This is a genomic window from Lysinibacillus sphaericus (assembly GCF_000600105.1).
GTDB lineage: Bacteria > Bacillota > Bacilli > Bacillales_A > Planococcaceae > Lysinibacillus > Lysinibacillus sphaericus.
This window is the reverse complement of record NZ_CP006837.1, coordinates 460,711-478,458: the sequence shown is the minus strand read 5'-3', so window position 1 is coordinate 478,458 and position 17,748 is coordinate 460,711. Positions and strand designations below refer to the sequence as shown.

The following is a 17,748-nucleotide window of genomic DNA, read 5'->3' as shown; positions in this document are numbered from 1 at the left end:
TTCTCCAACTATTACCATTAATCATAGTATGGAGATATAAAGCTAGTGTTATGTTTTTGTAAAATTTTCTAACAGAATTATAGAACATTCGATTCTTTAATAAATTCGACACAATATAAAAACTTGCGCAACCTTCTTTACATTCTATCGTTTACTATTAATAGATAATTTTTACAATTATGAAGGAGAGGTGTTTGACTGTTGCAGTTAAAAAAATTAGATAGCAGTTTAGCAATAAGTCTATTGTTGCTAGGTATTACTAGTTGCCTCTTCGTACACTCTAGCAGTACAGCGTTTGAACAGTATGCAAGTTTGTTTATCATAAAGCAATTTATCTATTATAGTTTGGGCTTTTTAATGATGTATGGTGTAGCAACACTTGATATTGAGCAACTAAAAAAAATCGGCTGGCCCTTTTATTGGGTTATAGTAGCGCTAACATTCGGATTATTTATTGCACCTGAAAGCATCGCGCGCACCATAAATGAAGCAAAATCTTGGTATCAAATTCCACTTTTAGGGTCGTTACAACCCTCTGAATTTTTGAAGTTCGCATTTTTAATTGTTGTCAGTAAAGTGATTGTCGCCCATCAAGCAAAATATGTGCGTCCTTCCTTTTTATCAGATATGCGATTGCTATTGATGATTGGCATCATTACACTTCCACCAACACTCGCTGTATATAAGCAACCAGATACAGGCATGGTTATGTTATATATGGCGATGATATTACCGATGATTTACTTTTCAGGTATCCAAACAAAATTACTCGTCATTTTCACAGCTATTCCTGTGACCATCGTTAGTGCAATCGTTATTCTCTATGTAAAATTTAATGATTTTTTTACAGAAAAAATACTAAGTAAGTTATCTGGGCATCAAGTTTCCCGTATTTACGGGTGGATACAACCCTATGAATATACGGATTCCTCCTTTCAAACTAGACAAGGCTTTATGGCCATCGGTACAGGAGAATTTACTGGTAAAGGCTATTTACAAAATAATGTCTATGTTCCAGAAAAGCATACAGATTTTATTTTTTCTGCCATCGCTGAAGAATTAGGATTTGTTGGTGGAGCCTTTGTCATTACATTATTATTTTTTGTAATTTATCGTATTGTTCTTATTACAGTAGAAGCAAAGGATCCATTTATGACCCTTATGGGTGCGGGTATCTCCAGTTTACTAGCATTTCAAATTACACAAAATATTGGCATGACGATTGGACTTTTACCTGTAACCGGTGTAACGTTACCGTTTTTAAGTTACGGAGGTAGTTCACTACTATCAAATTTCATGTTAATGGGTATTGTTATGGTTATCCATAATTCTTATAGCGGGTATATGTTTAAAACCTCACAAGTTTAGGAGGACGCATTTATCGATGAATACTCATGTAAAGAAGCGAATTGTATTATTACTTTTCCTGACAGGAGGCGTGTTGTGCATACTCATTCTTCGCCTAGCCTTTCTGATGCTTTAAAAGCTGTCCTGAAAGCCCTTGATAGCGACTTTTAGAGACAGCTTTCTTTGTACATAATTATATTTTTTTAATATTTTCAATAACAACTTCAATTATTTTATCTAAATCATGTTGGACAATATTAAGTGGTGGTGATAGCGTTAGAACATTGTTAAACCCTGCTACTGTTGCACCATTTTTCCCTATTATCACACCCTGCCCTTTGCATGCAGCAATGACGGCGTTCACTTTATCCACTGGTAAGGGCTCTTTTGACTCTTTATCTACGACTAATTCAATTCCTATTAATAAGCCTTTACCACGTACATCTCCAACATGTGGATGTGTTTTCAAAGCTTGCTGAAGCGTTTGAAGTGTACTAGCCCCCACTACCTTGGAGCGCTCGAATAATGCTTCTCGCTCTAGAATTTCGATATTCTTCAATGCGACAGCACAGGCTACAGGAGAGCCACCAAATGTATTGACATGGCGGAAATAACCATATGCATCTGAACCTGTAAACGCCTCATAAATTTCGCGTTTCACTGCCGTTGCTGATAATGGTAAATACCCACTTGTAATACCTTTAGCCATTGTAATAATGTCAGGCTTCACCCCATAGTTCATAAAACCAAACGGCTTTCCTGTGCGACCAAATCCACAAATGACTTCATCGACAATCATTAATGCCCCATGTTTTTGACAAACCGCCTCGATGCCCTTCATGTAATTTTCCGGTGGCATGATTACACCACCACCCGTAATAATTGGTTCTAATATCATCGCAGCAATCGTATCGCTAAGTTCCCATGTCATCAACTTATCGACAGCCTTAACACTTGCTAGCTCAACTGGAGCTGTTGCATCATTTTCTGGATCTCGATATTGGTCTGGTGGCGCGACATGAATAAATCCTGGTGTTAGCGGTTCATATTTATATTTTCGTTCTGCTTGCCCCGTTGCAGCTAAAGCTCCAAACGAACTTCCGTGGTAAGCCCGATAGCGTGAAACAATTTTATAGCGCGCACTTTGCCCTTTCTGCTGATGGTATTGGCGGGCAATTTTAAATGCCGTTTCATTTGCTTCAGAACCACTATTCGAAAAGAAAATAACATAATCGCCACCAAGCATTTGATTAATCTTTTCAGCTAATTCAACTGCAGGTAAATGCCCTTGCGATAGAGGTGCATAGGCGTTTTTCATCATCTGCTCATGTGCAACATCTGCTAATTCCTTCCGTCCATAGCCTGCATTGACACACCATAAACCTGCCATCGCATCAATGTATTCAATACCTTCCGTATCAACGATTCTTGCCCCATCCGATTTCTCTACTACATAAGTGGCTTGCGGATTATAAGGCTTCATTGAATGCCAGACATACTGTTCATCCTTTTTTAATACGTCACTCTTCAGATTTGTTTGAACCATTTACATGCACCCCTTTAATTTATAATGTTGTTCCATTATTAAAGCAGTTTGTATTGTTCTAGCGAATATAAAAAACGACCTGATGTCACCCCTTTTTCAAAATTGCACTATTTCTTACAAAAAATTTTACAACTTTTAGCAAAACGAAGGAATAGACAACTTGTATAATTCTATGACTTTGTTTTTAACATAATGTAAAATTAGAATAAACTTTCTTTAAAGAAGATATTTCGTAAACTACTAGCTAAATATTCACAGTTGTCGTAAGTTACTATTTTTTATATCATGCAATACTTTGAGTGGAGGGCTACGATGAGTCAATTTAAACTTCAAGTGAAGGATGTATTAAAAAATGAATACTTTCAAAGTGCAGAGGTCATTGCAGGAAAAGACGGATTATTACGCATTGTTAAGTGGGCACATGTTATTGAAATTGTGCAAGTGGATAATTTCTTAGCAGGGGACGAATTAATTTTGACGACGGGGATTAGTTTACAGCATCATCTTGAGGACTTTATCTTTTTCGTCGAGATGTTAATTAAAAAAAATTGTGCAGCACTGTGCATAGAATACGGTCCTTACTTACAGACAATACCTGAAGCTATACAATCACTGGCCAATCGCCATGACTTTCCAATCATTGTATTTCATGAGACAGTGCCTTTTGTTCGGATTACACAGGATTTACATAGCCAAATTATGAATCAACAATATTTCATGATTTCTTCATTAGAAAATTACGCACAAACGTTAAATAAAAATGCCCTTCATGGACAAAGTACTGATGACATTTTACAAACAATTTATCATACATTACGTACACAAATCATTTTTTCCATTAAAGACCGAGACGTTATCTTTTTCCCAAACATGCCTCTAGCGAAACGACAGCAATTATTAACGTTGCCACAATCAGCGCCACAATTTAAACATGCACCTATTTTTATTGTTGATCAACATTATGCCGATTTGACCCTTTATCGAACGGATGGATTATTTTCTGAATTTGAATTACTCATTTTAGACCGCACAGCAACGGCGCTCGCACAGCTTTTAATGCGTGAGTTCTATATAGAAGAAAAAAGAGATATTGAGGATGCCACTATTTTAGCAGATTGGATTGATCACAAGCTGACGAAAGAAGAAATCTATAAATTTATCGTATCCCATCATGCTAACTTTACACACTATAGTAACGCTGTCTTTATTTTATCGTCGCCTTATACAATGATGAAAGGTCAAGAGGATATTGTTTATAGCAAACTTTACTATAGAAATTTATTTGAACAAAATGGTTTTGTCCCCTTTTTGTTCGAGCGAAAGAGCTACGTTGTATTTATCTTACTCCACACTAAAGATTGTAAAGCGAGTCGTGATTTATTAAATTCGCTCTTTTCTACGCTCCAGACAACGGATTTTTATAAAAAGCAGCAAGCACAGGGCTATCAACTAGCTATCGGTAAGATTGTGGCGGATGTCGAGGAAATTCCGAAGAGTTATCAAACCGCTTTGGAAACATTATATATTTGTCGCAAAGTTCAAACGACATCATTTTTTTATGATGACTTACATTTATATTACCTAATTTATAAATTACAAATGCAAGTAGACTTGCAAGAAGTCATTCAGGATTATTTACAGCCTGTGATTGAATATGATAAAAAATACAACAGCAAGCTATTAGAAACATTGCAAGTCTACTTACAAACGAATGGCTCGAAACAACAAACAGCAAATCAATTGTTTATCGTGCGACAAACTCTCTATCATCGCCTAAAGAAGCTTGAAAATTTGCTAGGAGAAAATTTCATGAAAGGGCACAATCGGATTACACTTGAGTTTATGCTTCTAGCCCATTCGTTAATTGAAGATAAAAAATGAAATTAGTCAGAATTGTTCGGGTGACTGGCACCACAGCAGGCATCTTGTGGCTTACGATACACGCGTTCCCATGGGGCCTTTGTAAATTTTCAGAATTGTTTCGGTGACTGGCACATGCTATACAATCCTGGTCTGCGGTCATCGTACACTGGAATTCTGCCGCGCACTTCATCGACAATTGAAAAATCAACATCAATAACTGCTACTTCTTCATCGTCTGCTCCAATCCATAACACTTCTCCCCAAGGTTGAATTACCATGGATTGCCCATTGAAGTTTTCTACTTTGTTGGCAATACGGTTAACCGCAATGACGAAGCATTGATTTTCAATCGCGCGTGCCTGTAATAATGTTTTCCAATGGTCAATACGTGGTGTTGGCCATTGGGCTGGCACGAATAACACCTTTGCGCCTGTTAATGCGTGCGCTCTCAACCATTCTGGAAAGCGAATATCATAGCAAATAACGCCTGCCGCCTCAATATCTCCTAGTGCAAAGCGATTCATTTCATCGCCTGCTTCTAAAAATAGATGCTCATCCATCAAACGGAATAAATGTGCCTTACTGTATTCGCCAACTAGTTTTCCATCTTTATCAAACGTATACATCGTATTGAAAAATTTATCGCCCTTCTTCGTTGCCACAGAGCCCCCGACAATATGTACACCAAGTTCCATTGCTAAACCTTGTAAAAATGCTTTCGCTCGTTCTCCATCCACATCTGCAAGCTCAGGTAATTTTTCAAGCGCGTAACCTGTATTCCACATTTCTGGAAGCACAATAATTTCTGCACCTAATGTTGCAGCCTCACGAATCTTTTCTTCAGCCCTTGCAAAATTCTCTTCCACTTTGCCAAATCCTACATTTAATTGAATACAACCTATTTTCATTTTTCATTCCCCCTGTGTAAAAAATAGTTTTTAAATTCGAGGTATAAATAGCTTTAAACATTTCCAAAAGCGCTGATCCTACTACCGCTTTTCTACTGTTCATTATACTACAGTTAAAAGTGCACTAATTTAGATTTTTTGTACAATTAGTCGATTAAGCTAACTAACAGGCTCCAATTTTACTTAGACCCACTTACACTAAGAATGTATTTTTTTAACGTATGTACGGTTGAAGAAAATCAAATTCGGATATCTGTTACTGCCCTTCCATTTTTAACGTTTAATGACAATAACCATGTTTATTGCTATATTTAATACATACAAAAACGACAGATTTCTCGATATTATACGAAGGAAGGTAACATCATTTATGGACAGTACATTAATCGCATTTTTGCCTCTTTTAAGTTTATTCATCTACATAGCGCCCGTGATTTTTATCATTTGGTTTCTCCTTAAATTTCTTAAAGTACAACAGGAACAAGTACAAATTCTTAAACGTATATCTGATAAGTTAGATCAACGCTAAAAGGATGGGATTTCCCATCTTTTTTAGTTACTCTACTATTTTTTAAAATACATATCAGTAAAATTTCTCTTTTCGTAATGACATACTTTTCTTCTATATACAAAGAGGAATATGGCTTTCCAATACAATAAAGCGCTTTATCAAAAATGCTAAATGGAAAGAAGGCGTATGATGAAAAAGAAAACAATAATTATCGGGTCTGTATGGCTATTCGTTGCCCTTCTATTACTAGGCACCTATAAATTAATGAATTCTAGAACCTATCAGTTATTCGGGAATATAACTAAACAAGTAGAGACCACCCAAAAAGTGGTCGCTTTAACTTTTGATGATGGCCCAGCAGAAAACGTCAACATAATATTACCGCTATTAGCTAAGTACAATGCTAAAGCTACCTTTTTTCTAATCGGTGAAGAAATCGAAAAGTACCCTGAAGAAACGAAAAATATTGCAAAAGAAGGACATCAAATTGGCAATCACAGCTATTCTCATCATCGAATGGTTTTCAAAAGCCTTTCTTACTACAAGGCAGAGATTGAAAAAACAGATGTATTAATTCGAAATGCTGGATTTAACGGAGAAATCGATGTTCGTCCTCCGAATGGCAAAAAATTAATCGGACTTCCTTATTACCTAAATAAACAGCATCGAGACACGATTACTTGGAATCTCGAACCTGATAGTTATTTCAATACAGTTTCAGACAAAGTAAATGATGAAAAAGAAAATATTAAGCCTGGGTCGATTATTTTGATTCATCCAATGTATGATGACACAGACAAAGTACGTCAAACAATCGAAGGCATTTTACAAGCACTTTCAAATAAAGGCTATACATTTATTACCGTAAATGAACTGCAAGATATATAACATAAAAACAGCGTTAGTTTTGAACTAATCTTCTTTTCTAACCTGCAATATAGTGAAGCGCAACTTATTTAGCCATCTAGGGTCTAGACAATCAGTTGAAAAAGTACTAGTATTTGCAACATATCTACAATAATTATTATATTCTGAAAAAGGTGAACATTCATGGAATTATCTAAAAAACTACAACAACTCCCTACTCAGTTTTTTGCAGCACTTGTGCAAAAGGTCAATGCGGCATTAGTAGAAGGACGGGACATTATTAATCTTGGGCAGGGCAACCCTGACCAGCCAACCCCTCCTCATATTATTAAAGCGCTACAAGAAGCGGCGGAAAACCCTCAGCATCATAAATACTCTCCATTTCGTGGTATAGCCGAATTACGGCAAGCTGCCGCTGATTTTTATAAACGAGAATACAATGTAACAATCAATCCCGATACAGAAGTTGCTATTTTAGGTGGTACGAAAATTGGACTTGTTGAGCTACCAATGGCTGTGCTAAACCCTGGTGATACAATGTTATTACCTGACCCTGGGTATCCCGATTATTTATCTGGAGTGGTCTTAGGAGATGTTCAATACGATGTCATGCCACTTTTTGCGGAAAATAACTTCTTGCCTGACTATGATGCATTGTCCGACGAAGTAAAGGACAGAGCTAAGCTTCTTTACTTGAATTACCCTAACAACCCTACTGGTGGAACAGCAACGCTTGAATTTTTTGAAGAAACTGTACGTTTTGCTAAAGAACATCAGATTATTGTAGCACACGATTTTGCCTATGGTGCTATTGGCTTTGATGGCAATAAACCCGTAAGCTTCTTACAGGCAGAGGATGCCAAAGAGGTCGGCATCGAACTATATACATTATCAAAAACTTATAATATGGCTGGCTGGCGCATCGGTTTTGCAGTCGGTAATGCTCAAATTATCGAAGCGATTAATCTTATTCAAGATCATTTATTTTGTAGCCAATTTCCAGCAGTTCAACAGGCAGCCGCTGTCGCTTTAACATCTTCACAAACTTGTGCACAAGAGCTTAGTGCGACATATGAGCGACGTCGTAACGTATTAATCGAAGAAGCACAGCGCATCGGTTGGCAAGTAACAGCGCCAAAAGGCTCGTTTTTTGCATGGCTCCCTGTTCCCTTAGGCTATACGAGCGAACAATTTGCCGATTTATTGCTCGATAAAGCTGATATTGCAGTAGCGGCTGGCAATGGTTTCGGGCAGTTCGGCGAAGGTTATGTACGTGTCGGTTTACTTGTAAGTGAGGAACGCTTACAAGAAGCGATTCACCGTATAGAAAAACTTAATCTGTTTAAACAATAATTCCACAATACAAAAAGCACCCGCCATATGACGAGTGCTTCTTGTTTCATTTTATTTACGATTTTTCATCCATTCTGGTTTCCCAAAGCCTTTGAAGTCTGCATCAATAATTTCTTCAAATTTAGCTGATTCTACAATTTCCACTAGATCCTTTGATAATTGCGAATCTTTATTCTCTGCCTTTACTGCGATAACGTTGCGGAATTGGTCAGGCATATTTTCTAAAAATACAGCATCTAGTAAATCTAATCCAGCCGCTAAAGCAAAGTTACCAGGAACTCCTGCTAAATCAACACTTTCTACTGTACGTGGAAGTGCTGCCGCCTCAATCGGTTGGAATACTAAATTTTTGCCGTTTTTCACAACATCTTTTTCTGATGCTTTTAATTCTTCGATTTTAGGATCAATCTCGATTAAGCCTTGTTCTTGCAATGATAACAATGTACGTGCTGCATTAGAAGGGTCATTGGCAATTGCCACTGTCGCCCCATTTGGAATTTCATCAATCGATTTATATTTGTTTGAGAAGAAGCCCATTGGCGCTGTCGGCACAATAATTAATGGTTCTAAATCCATGTTATTCTGTTCTTCAAAGTTTTCTAAGTAAATTGTATGCTGGAATAAGTTTGCATCAATATCCCCATTATCTAAAGCTTTGTTCGGTTGTACATAATCACTGAATTCTACTAATTCTACTTCATAACCCTTTTCTTCAAGCTGTGGAATAATAGCTTTTTTCAGCATATCACTATAAGGACCTGCTGTTGCACCTAATTTAATCGATTTGCTTTCCCCTGCTGCATCTGAACCTTTTTTTGAATCTGCTCCTTTGTCGCTTGCGCCACATGCTGCTAAAACAACAGCAAAGATGATTGTCAAAAATGCTAATAACGATTTTTTCATCTTATCAATCTCTCCTCTTTTTATCTTTTATCAATTGATTTTGCAAACCAGTCACCTGCAATTTGTATCGCTTGCACGAGCAAAATGAGTATCGCAACGGTAGCAATCATAATTGTATTATCATAACGGTAGTAGCCGAATCGAATGGCTAAATCACCAATACCACCACCACCAACTACACCTGCCATTGCAGAGAAAGCTACTAAACTAATCACCGTGACTGTCACTGCTTGAATAATGCTCGATTTTGCTTCAGGAATTAAGACATCCTTAATTATCATCCACGGCGTTGCTCCTACTGCAATAGACGCTTCTATTACCCCTTTATCAATTTCTCGTAACGACGTTTCCACTAAACGTGCAAAAAACGGAATGGCTGCAACCGATAATGAAACACTCGCTGCAATGGGTCCAATTGTTTGTCCAACAAGCAACTTCGTCAACGGGAATAAAGCAACCAATAAAATGATGTATGGAATCGAACGAATCAAGTTCACCGCAAAGCCAAATACGCTTTTAATCAATCGATTTTCCCAAAACAATCCCTTATCCGTAACGAATAATAAAATACCCAGTGGTAGACCTAATACAATCGACACAGATAAGGAAATACCAATCATAATAATGGTTTCTTGAAAGGCCTTTAATAAATCTGGAACCATATCTATAAAATGTGTAACATCAAACATGCAAAACCACCTCCACAATCGCACCACGTTCGGTCATATAGGCCCTAGCTTTTGCTAACTCGCTGTCCTCACCTTGTAGCTCCATTAAAAAAATACCCAGTGGTCGCTCTTGAATGTACTCGATTGTGCCATGAAGGAAATTCCCTTTTACCTCAAAACGTTGCATCGTATCTGAAATAACTCCTTCACCTGCAACATTTCCTTTGAATAAAATTTTAACGATTTGACCCCGTACATCTTTTAGAATTGTTTTTGGAATATCAAAAGATACAACACTACTAATAAACTCCTGTGTTAATATCTTTTGGGGACTGGCAAAAATATCATACACATCCCCTTCTTCTATCACTTTTCCGTCCTGCATCACAGCCATACGATTACAAATTTCCTTCACAACATCCATTTCATGTGTAATAAGGACAATTGTAATGCCTAACTTTTTATTTATTTCCTTTAATAATCGTAAAATCGACACTGTCGTTTTTGGATCGAGAGCTGATGTTGCTTCATCGCATAGCAACATCGCTGGATTGTTTGCTAAAGCTCTGGCAATACCTACTCTTTGTTTTTGACCACCACTAAGCTGTGCAGGATAAACATCTCGTTTTTCTGCTAAACCAACCATCTCTAGTAGCTCATCCACTCGAGTAGGAATCGCATTGGCTGGCATACTCGCTGCTTTTAGGGCAAAGGCAATATTATCACCAACTGTTTTTTGACTGATTAAATAAAAATGCTGGAATATCATGCCGATTTTTAAACGGGCTAAACGCAGTTCATTTCGGGATAGCTTCGTTAAATCCTTACCATTTATTAATATTTCACCACTAGTAGGTCGTTCTAGTAGATTTATACAACGCAGGAGGGAACTTTTCCCCGCCCCCGAATAGCCTACAATACCGAAAATATCACCACTATTAATTGTTAAGGATACATTATCTACACCAACAACCTCTTTTTTCTTTGCGCTATAAACTTTTGATACATTACGGAATTCGAGCATATTGTTCTCCTTACTCAATTATTCAATATCTAAAAACCTACTATTCTAATATGTTTTATAGAATAGTTTGAATTATGTTATTTGTCAATCTCTTTTGACAATAACCTTATCCCTCATTATCTAATTTCCGTTTAAAACGATGAATATTGAGCAATATCTCGAAATTTCACAGTAAAACTAACAATGCAAGAAAAAAAAGAGCACTATTGTTCAAATTGAACAATAGCGCTCTGTCTTTATTATTTAATTACACCTAGTTCACGACCTACTTTTTCGTAAATCGCCAATGCATTGTCTAGCATTTCTTTTGTATGAGCCGCTGTCGGCATATTACGGACACGCCCAGTGCCTTTTGGAACAGTTGGGAAAACGATAGATTTTGCATAAACGCCTTCCTCAAATAAGCGACGTGAGAACGCTTGTGTAAGCTTTTCATCCCCAATAATACATGGTGTAATCGGTGTTTCAGAGTCACCAATATTGAAGCCTAACTTCGCTAATCCTGCTTTTAAGTAGTCGCCATTTTCCCATAGCTTATCATGTAGCTCTGTTGAGTCAATAAGCATTTGCACTGCTGCTGTAATGGCCGCAACATCACCTGGTGGTAATGCCGTTGAGAATAAAAATGGACGAGAACGTACTTTCAGCCAGTCAATTAAATTTTTCTTACCAGCTACATAACCACCGACTACGCCAATTGCCTTTGACAACGTGCCGATTTGGAAGTCGATTTCTTTTTCAAGCCCGAAATGTTTTACCGTACCTTTGCCTTTGCCTGTCACACCTGAACCATGTGCATCATCGACATACGTAATTAAATCAAATTCCTTGGCAATTTCGACGATTTCAGGCAGTTTGGCAATATCCCCATCCATTGAGAATACGCCATCTGTAATGACCATCACTTTATTATACAAACCTGATTCTGTCGCTTCTTTTGCCTTTGCGCGTAAATCCTCCATATCCGAGTGATTGTAGGCAATAATTTTTGCGCGCGATAAGCGACATCCATCAATAATCGACGCATGGTTTAATTGATCTGATAAAATCGCATCGTTTTTATCCATAACAGCTGAAATAGCCGCCATATTACAGTTGAAGCCCGATTGATAGGAAATCGCCGCTTCCGTTCCTTTAAATTCAGCGAGCTTTTCTTCTAATTTAACGTGTAGATCGAGCGTGCCGTTAATTGTACGAACAGCCCCTGCGCCTACACCATATTGTTCTGTTGCTTCTTTAGCAATTCGCTTTAATTGCTCATTTGTTGCTAAGCCGAGATAGTTATTAGAGGAAAGATTGATGAGATGCTGACCTCGAACCTGAATAATTGGTCCATTTGCGCCTTCTACTGCGTCAATTTCATTGTATAAGCCTTGATCTCGTAAGGCTTGTAAGTTTTCATCTAAAAATGCGTTTAGTACTTTAGACAAGAGTATCATCCTTTCTACAATTCATTTCTTCTCGGCGTCATAATATTCGGATTTTAGTACATGCATGCATTGTAAAATCCAAGGCTTCAGCCAGAGGCATTCTCTTCATTTAGCTGGCTTTTGAACATCTTTGCAACTAAGGGGTCACTTGCATCGATATTTCTTGAGCAATTAGCTATTAATTGAAGATTGACTAGTCTACCCATAGTGTAGCATAAGCGTGCAATTAGAATAAATTACTTTGCTAATCTTTCAAATAAAGGTGCTGTTTTTTCACGCCATATCGCAGTCGATACACAATGATCCATTAGCTGGCGAATCGTTTTCTCCGCTTCAGCATAACGCGTCGTATAGCCAATTGCATCTTGCATGGCGCTTTTATATTTCACACGGATATCTTCAATTTGAGCTTCGGCTTGTTCTGATAGCTTACAATGCTGACCCATATCAAAAATTTCATCGCCTAATCTTCCATCCTGTGGATTAAATACATGCGGTTCTGTGCTATCAAATATACAAAAATTTAATTCTGGTATGATGACCATATCCACTGATCCAGCATCTAAGCCACACCAAACAATTTGTGCATCTAATCCCCTTGCATTTGCTTCATCAGCCAATCCTTTCATTAATGAAGATTTACCTGTACCGGGCTTCCCTTTAATCATCAATCGTCTTGTCAAATTTTTTGTCATGCTGTCTACTGTATTTTCTGCTCCACGAGGTGTAAGTGTTCCTAATAATCGATGTGTACGTCGGCCTGTTTTATTTAACACGATGGATTGAAAAATAGTTGACTTTAAACGAGCAACTTGTTCATCTAACGCTTGCCAATCCATGCAACTTTGCGTGACTACTTCCCAGTCATCATGTATTTTTTTTGCAATTTCCAGCATTGTAATACACTTCTCACGCCACAAATCTCGCTCTTTTATCGCAACAGCCAGCTTTTCACCTATTTTTTCAAGCTGTTGTTCTTCTAGGCAATCATAAAAGGACAGCACACGATGCTTCGTACCAAGTAAAGTTGGTTCAATGCCCCATGTTGAAGTCCAAATAAAAAGTCGATTACAACCTCTAACAAATACTCCTTCTATTACGTTCTCTAACAATGCGTGTTGAAACCACTCTACTGCAAAGCCCTGTTTTACATAAAAATAACCAAGCTCCTTCAGAAGCTCTGACCCTTTAAACGTTGATGCGCCTTGCAGAACGTAAACAAGTTCTGCTTCGTCCATCATTTCTTTATATAAATGTTTGATTCCTTGCCCTGTAAGTGCGTGTCCAAAATAGTAGGTCACATTTCCGTTCAATGTCGCTCCTCCTTTTTTTATGCCATGACAGTATATGAACTATCACAGAAAAAAATGAAAGGGAGCTAGCTCTAATTGTGTGAGAATTGTGTGAGTGCCTGACACTAAAAAACTATCCAAGATTATTCTTGGATAGTTGTAATTGGTGCCAGTTGCGCCTTTGTTACGGCGAGTAAATCATCTAGTTGTATATGCATTTGCATGCCGATTTTTCCTGCACTTACAATAATACTTCCTTGCTCCCGTGCAGATGCATCCACAACCGTCGGATACAGTTTTTTCATGCCGACAGGTGAGCAGCCACCACGAATATAGCCTGTATAACCTAGAAGCTCCTTTACTGCTAGCATCTCAATCTTCTTCTCTCCAACTACTTTAGCCGCAGCTTTTAAATCCAATTCTTCCGCAACTGGAATGACAAAAACAAATAGCTGTTGAGCGCTTGCCTTTGCGACTAATGTTTTAAAGACACAGGACACAGGATGACCAATTTTTTCAGCCACTGAAACCCCATCTACTTGACCATCACCTGTTTCGTATTCCAATACATCAAATTGTATTTTTTGCTGCTCTAATAGTCTAATCGCATTTGTTTTCGTATGCTTTGCCTTTGCCACAGTTAATTCCCCTATCTACACCATTAAGCTGTCATTGAAAACAACGCGTTATCCCCAAAAAGATAACCGTTTTTAGCCATTTTAATGTGTGCTGCATATGTTGCAGACGCCAGTTTAAATGTTCGTGCCTTCAACGCCTCTTCATAACTCTTACCGAAAATTGTATCTGCAAATGGGTCCAATTTCAATGCCTTCGCAAATCGCTCTGGCACCTTTACATCTACCATTTCCGTAACATAAGCTGGTTCTAGAGGCGCTTCTTCCAGCTCTAGTCCATTTAACATTGCCTGAATTTGTTGTATTTGAGTATCTGCACTAGCCGCTACACGTAAATCCTGTGAAGATGGGGCAGTTGGCGCAAGTGCAGCACTTCGAACCTGCTGTAAAATTTGCAACGTATCAACATCACCACTATCTTTATCAAGTGCAACAATCGATGAATCGTCTAATGCTATAGATCCTTCAGCATTCACTTCTGAAGGCAATAACGAGTCATCAGCCTCACCGCCAACTGCTTTATAAGCTTGCTCATGTGCTCTTACACTTTTCTCTGCTTGTTGTAAGTCTTGAATCATAGCTTGTTGTTGTGGCGTTACATCTTTCGCTTCTTCTTTATGTTGCTCATATAAATCTTGATCTGTGCGTCCTAATAAAAGATTTTCGAGCTCTTGCAAAATGGGATTTTTTTTCGGTTGGAAATACTGTGCATTTTTACGATAAGCATCACCAGCCTCTTTACGCTGAAGAATCTTTTTTCGATTATAAAAGGCTGATTGTCTTTCTTGTTCTATTACATTTGATAGTTTCATCATATCACCTCGACTTTCTTTTTTAATATGCAAGTTACATCGTAAATATGAACAATTCACTCATAACGATTTTTATTCGAACAAAAGCATTCTGTACTCTTATTATCGGAATTTTCCATTATAAATTCAAGTGCAAATTGATACTAACCTCCTAAAGAAACAATAATCTAATTATCAGATAGGTAAAAAGACACTACATAAATCCATTTTTTCAGCGAGCATTCCATTTCTTTATTACTTTATAATTTAGTTTCAATAAATTTTATCACTTTAAACACGTGGTAAATAGTGTAAACGTAACAATAAAAAACAGCCCATACATAAACGGACTGTTTTTTCTCTTCTTTTTTAAACGTTTCTTTTTGGAAAAATGAGAATACATTTGTAAGCTAAGTATCCAAACCAAGCGCCTAGCGTATTTAAAATCAAGTCATCGACATCCGCAGAACCTACCCTGAATATAAACTGGACTGTTTCCACAGCAAGGCTTGAGAAAAAGCCTGCGCAAACTACAATCCACACCTTCCGAAAGCGCTTTGATAGTAATGGTAACAAAAAGCCCATCGGTGTAAATATTAACAAATTGCCTAATAAGTTTAGGATAATTAAATCTAAATTAAAATATTGGGAGTAGTTAATATAACGTAAAATCGTTTCAAACGGTATAAAATTTGTCGTTACGCGCCAGCTACTATAATCAAATAAACCAATTTCACTTAAAGAATTTTCGCCTCGGAACAAACTAACACTGACATTCACTAAGCGATTAATGACTAATTTGTAAAAGGCGATAAATGTGTAAAAGCTGAAAAATACCCAGCCTATTACTTTAAGCTGTATGTAATACGTATCAATCCACGCGCGATATGGTAATGGTAGCTTGGCATCATCTTGAATACTAGGTATATTATTTTTTACCATGCTAATTCACCCACTTCCTCTTATCCATCCCATATTTTAATATGTCTGACCATCTCCATGCAAGAGGTGAAATATATCAAAAAATGCACACCAGCATGAACTGGGTGCATTTAAGTAAATCCTCTTAGACAGGATTTACACCATGTTTTCGTTGTGAAAATAACAAGTATTTTGACATATACAACTCCAAACGTGTTTCAAGTGCTCTACGTAAGTCATTCGGCTCAATGACATCATCAATAATTAGCTCAGAAGCTAAGCGATAAATGTCAATTTCCTCTTGATACTCTTTCCGTTTTTCCGCAATAAAGCTAGCTTGTTCTTCTTTTGGCAATTCAGCAATTTTATTGGCATATACTGCATTTATCGCTGCCTCTGGACCCATTACCGCAATTTGTGCGCTCGATAAGGCAATACAACAATCCGGTTCAAAGGCTGGGCCTGCCATAGCATAGAGTCCCGCGCCATACGCCTTGCGAACAATTACAGTTAGCTTTGGTACAGTTGCCTCACTCATGGCAAAAATCATTTTGGCACCATGACGGATAATACCCGCCTTTTCAACTTGTGTGCCAATCATAAAGCCTGGCACATCTACGAGGAAAATAAGCGGTATATTAAAAGCATCACATAACGAAATAAATTTTGCCGCTTTATCTGCCGAATCGTGGAACAATACGCCACCCTTCACACGTGGTTGGTTAGCTATAATCCCTACTGATTGTCCATTAATGCGCCCAAGCCCTGTTATTAATTCTGAAGCAAATAATTTCTTTATTTCACAAAATGAATCTTCATCAATCAATCGATCAATTAACTGATACATATCAAACGGCGAGTTCTGATTTTTAGGTATTAAGTCTTCAATTGATTTTTCAAAAGAAGCTGGTGGCTTTGGTGCTTCAACTTTGCTACGCTCAGCATAGTTATTCGGAAAATAGCTCAAGTATTTACGAGCATAAGCAATCGCTTCCTGCTCTGTTTTTACAAGCACGTCCCCACAGCCAGATACGGAACAGTGCATTTTCGCGCCACCCATTGTCTCTAAATCTACCTTTTCACCAATCACCATTTCCGCCATACGCGGTGACCCTAAATACATGGAAGCATTACCTTCCACCATCACCACAATATCAGAAAATGCAGGAATATAAGCGCCACCTGCTGCTGAAGGCCCAAACAACAAGCAAATTTGTGGCACTTTACCAGAAAGCTTCACCTGATTGTAGAAAATGCGTCCTGCGCCACGACGCCCTGGGAACATCTCTAGTTGGTCTGTAATACGCGCACCTGCCGAATCGACTAAATAAAATAATGGACAATTTAGCTTCTCCGCCGTTTCTTGAATACGAATCATTTTTTCGACAGTTCGTTTTCCCCAAGATCCAGCTTTAATGGTTGAATCATTGGCTAACACACATACTGTACGACCATGGATTTTACCAATACCCGTAATGACACCATCTGCCGGTAAATCACCTGCTAAACAGTTTGCGTACAGGCCATCCTCTGATTGAAGTCCATCATCTAATAATAATTCCAAGCGCTCTCGGACAAATAGCTTGCCTTGTTGTGCATTTTTATCGTGATATTTTGGCAAACCCCCTGCTAAAATTTGATCTTTCATCGCATTGGATGTGTTTTCTGTAGAGATATTACTCATGTTCC

The 17,748-nt window shown here is 37.8% G+C and carries 15 protein-coding genes; 4 read left to right on the top strand and 11 right to left on the bottom strand.

Annotated elements, in window-relative coordinates:
- Nucleotides 1-201: 201 nt before the first annotated feature.
- On the top strand, nt 202-1,368 hold the full coding sequence (locus T479_RS02235) for an FtsW/RodA/SpoVE family cell cycle protein (RefSeq protein ID WP_227665404.1): 1,167 nt from the start codon (nt 202-204) through the stop codon (nt 1,366-1,368).
- 172 nt (nt 1,369-1,540) lie between these two features.
- On the opposite strand, the gene T479_RS02230 is transcribed toward T479_RS02235, so the two are convergent.
- On the bottom strand, nt 1,541-2,893 hold the full coding sequence (locus tag T479_RS02230; protein WP_024362811.1) for an aspartate aminotransferase family protein: 1,353 nt from the start codon (nt 2,891-2,893) through the stop codon (nt 1,541-1,543).
- A gap of 312 nt (nt 2,894-3,205) precedes the next feature.
- On the opposite strand from T479_RS02230, the gene T479_RS02225 reads away from it, so the two are divergent.
- Complete coding sequence (locus T479_RS02225) at nt 3,206-4,774, top strand: PucR family transcriptional regulator (protein WP_025218546.1); 1,569 nt, start codon at nt 3,206-3,208, stop codon at nt 4,772-4,774.
- Between the two features lie 89 nt (nt 4,775-4,863).
- On the opposite strand, the gene T479_RS02220 is transcribed toward T479_RS02225, so the two are convergent.
- Nucleotides 4,864-5,664 carry a carbon-nitrogen family hydrolase gene (locus T479_RS02220; protein ID WP_025218545.1) on the bottom strand — a complete coding sequence of 267 codons (801 nt, stop codon included), beginning with the start codon at nt 5,662-5,664 and terminating at the stop codon, nt 4,864-4,866.
- 700 nt (nt 5,665-6,364) lie between these two features.
- Between T479_RS02220 and T479_RS02215 the strand changes: the two genes are divergently transcribed.
- Both T479_RS02215 and T479_RS02210 read left to right on the top strand, forming a co-directional pair.
- Complete coding sequence (locus T479_RS02215) at nt 6,365-7,063, top strand: polysaccharide deacetylase family protein (protein ID WP_025218544.1); 699 nt, start codon at nt 6,365-6,367, stop codon at nt 7,061-7,063.
- Nucleotides 7,064-7,225: 162 nt separating this feature from the next.
- Nucleotides 7,226-8,395, top strand: coding sequence for a pyridoxal phosphate-dependent aminotransferase (locus T479_RS02210; protein ID WP_025218543.1), 1,170 nt, complete (start codon nt 7,226-7,228; stop codon nt 8,393-8,395).
- A 51-nt stretch (nt 8,396-8,446) separates the two neighbouring features.
- Here T479_RS02210 and T479_RS02205 read toward each other — a convergent pair whose 3' ends face one another.
- From T479_RS02205 to T479_RS02165, 9 genes are all read right to left on the bottom strand, one after another.
- Complete coding sequence (locus tag T479_RS02205; RefSeq protein WP_025218542.1) at nt 8,447-9,298, bottom strand: MetQ/NlpA family ABC transporter substrate-binding protein; 852 nt, start codon at nt 9,296-9,298, stop codon at nt 8,447-8,449.
- A gap of 20 nt (nt 9,299-9,318) precedes the next feature.
- A complete protein-coding gene (locus T479_RS02200) occupies nt 9,319-9,987 on the bottom strand; it encodes a methionine ABC transporter permease (RefSeq protein ID WP_025218541.1) in 669 nt (222 codons plus the stop codon).
- Nucleotides 9,980-10,990 (bottom strand): methionine ABC transporter ATP-binding protein, encoded by a 1,011-nt coding sequence (locus tag T479_RS02195; RefSeq protein ID WP_025218540.1) that lies wholly within the window; start codon nt 10,988-10,990, stop codon nt 9,980-9,982. The genes T479_RS02200 and T479_RS02195 overlap by 8 nt, the downstream gene beginning before the upstream one ends.
- 239 nt (nt 10,991-11,229) lie before the next feature.
- Nucleotides 11,230-12,429, bottom strand: coding sequence for a glycine C-acetyltransferase (locus T479_RS02190; RefSeq protein WP_029747246.1), 1,200 nt, complete (start codon nt 12,427-12,429; stop codon nt 11,230-11,232).
- 227 nt (nt 12,430-12,656) lie between these two features.
- Complete coding sequence (locus T479_RS02185; protein ID WP_024362802.1) at nt 12,657-13,733, bottom strand: hypothetical protein; 1,077 nt, start codon at nt 13,731-13,733, stop codon at nt 12,657-12,659.
- Nucleotides 13,734-13,855: 122 nt separating this feature from the next.
- A complete protein-coding gene (gene ybaK, locus T479_RS02180) occupies nt 13,856-14,350 on the bottom strand; it encodes a Cys-tRNA(Pro) deacylase (protein ID WP_024362801.1) in 495 nt (164 codons plus the stop codon).
- Between the two features lie 23 nt (nt 14,351-14,373).
- A complete protein-coding gene (locus tag T479_RS02175) occupies nt 14,374-15,162 on the bottom strand; it encodes a putative metalloprotease CJM1_0395 family protein (protein ID WP_227665403.1) in 789 nt (262 codons plus the stop codon).
- A gap of 345 nt (nt 15,163-15,507) precedes the next feature.
- Nucleotides 15,508-16,080, bottom strand: a complete 573-nt coding sequence (locus tag T479_RS02170) for a VanZ family protein (RefSeq protein WP_025218538.1) — start codon at nt 16,078-16,080, stop codon at nt 15,508-15,510.
- Nucleotides 16,081-16,204: 124 nt separating this feature from the next.
- Complete coding sequence (locus T479_RS02165; RefSeq protein WP_024362798.1) at nt 16,205-17,743, bottom strand: acyl-CoA carboxylase subunit beta; 1,539 nt, start codon at nt 17,741-17,743, stop codon at nt 16,205-16,207.
- Between the last annotated feature and the right edge of the window lie 5 nt (nt 17,744-17,748).

Excerpts from the sequence above, each read along its gene's own strand:
- T479_RS02230 (WP_024362811.1), bottom strand. The coding sequence starts at position 2,893 with ATGGTTCAAACAAATCTGAAGAGTGACGTATTAAAAAAGGATGAACAG.
- T479_RS02225 (WP_025218546.1), top strand. The coding sequence starts at position 3,206 with ATGAGTCAATTTAAACTTCAAGTGAAGGATGTATTAAAAAATGAATAC.
- T479_RS02220 (WP_025218545.1), bottom strand. The coding sequence starts at position 5,664 with ATGAAAATAGGTTGTATTCAATTAAATGTAGGATTTGGCAAAGTGGAA.
- T479_RS02215 (WP_025218544.1), top strand. The coding sequence starts at position 6,365 with ATGAAAAAGAAAACAATAATTATCGGGTCTGTATGGCTATTCGTTGCC.
- T479_RS02210 (WP_025218543.1), top strand. The coding sequence starts at position 7,226 with ATGGAATTATCTAAAAAACTACAACAACTCCCTACTCAGTTTTTTGCA.
- T479_RS02205 (WP_025218542.1), bottom strand. The coding sequence starts at position 9,298 with ATGAAAAAATCGTTATTAGCATTTTTGACAATCATCTTTGCTGTTGTT.
- T479_RS02200 (WP_025218541.1), bottom strand. The coding sequence starts at position 9,987 with ATGTTTGATGTTACACATTTTATAGATATGGTTCCAGATTTATTAAAG.
- T479_RS02195 (WP_025218540.1), bottom strand. The coding sequence starts at position 10,990 with ATGCTCGAATTCCGTAATGTATCAAAAGTTTATAGCGCAAAGAAAAAA.
- T479_RS02190 (WP_029747246.1), bottom strand. The coding sequence starts at position 12,429 with ATGATACTCTTGTCTAAAGTACTAAACGCATTTTTAGATGAAAACTTA.
- T479_RS02175 (WP_227665403.1), bottom strand. The coding sequence starts at position 15,162 with ATGATGAAACTATCAAATGTAATAGAACAAGAAAGACAATCAGCCTTT.
- T479_RS02170 (WP_025218538.1), bottom strand. The coding sequence starts at position 16,080 with ATGGTAAAAAATAATATACCTAGTATTCAAGATGATGCCAAGCTACCA.
- T479_RS02165 (WP_024362798.1), bottom strand. The coding sequence starts at position 17,743 with ATGAGTAATATCTCTACAGAAAACACATCCAATGCGATGAAAGATCAA.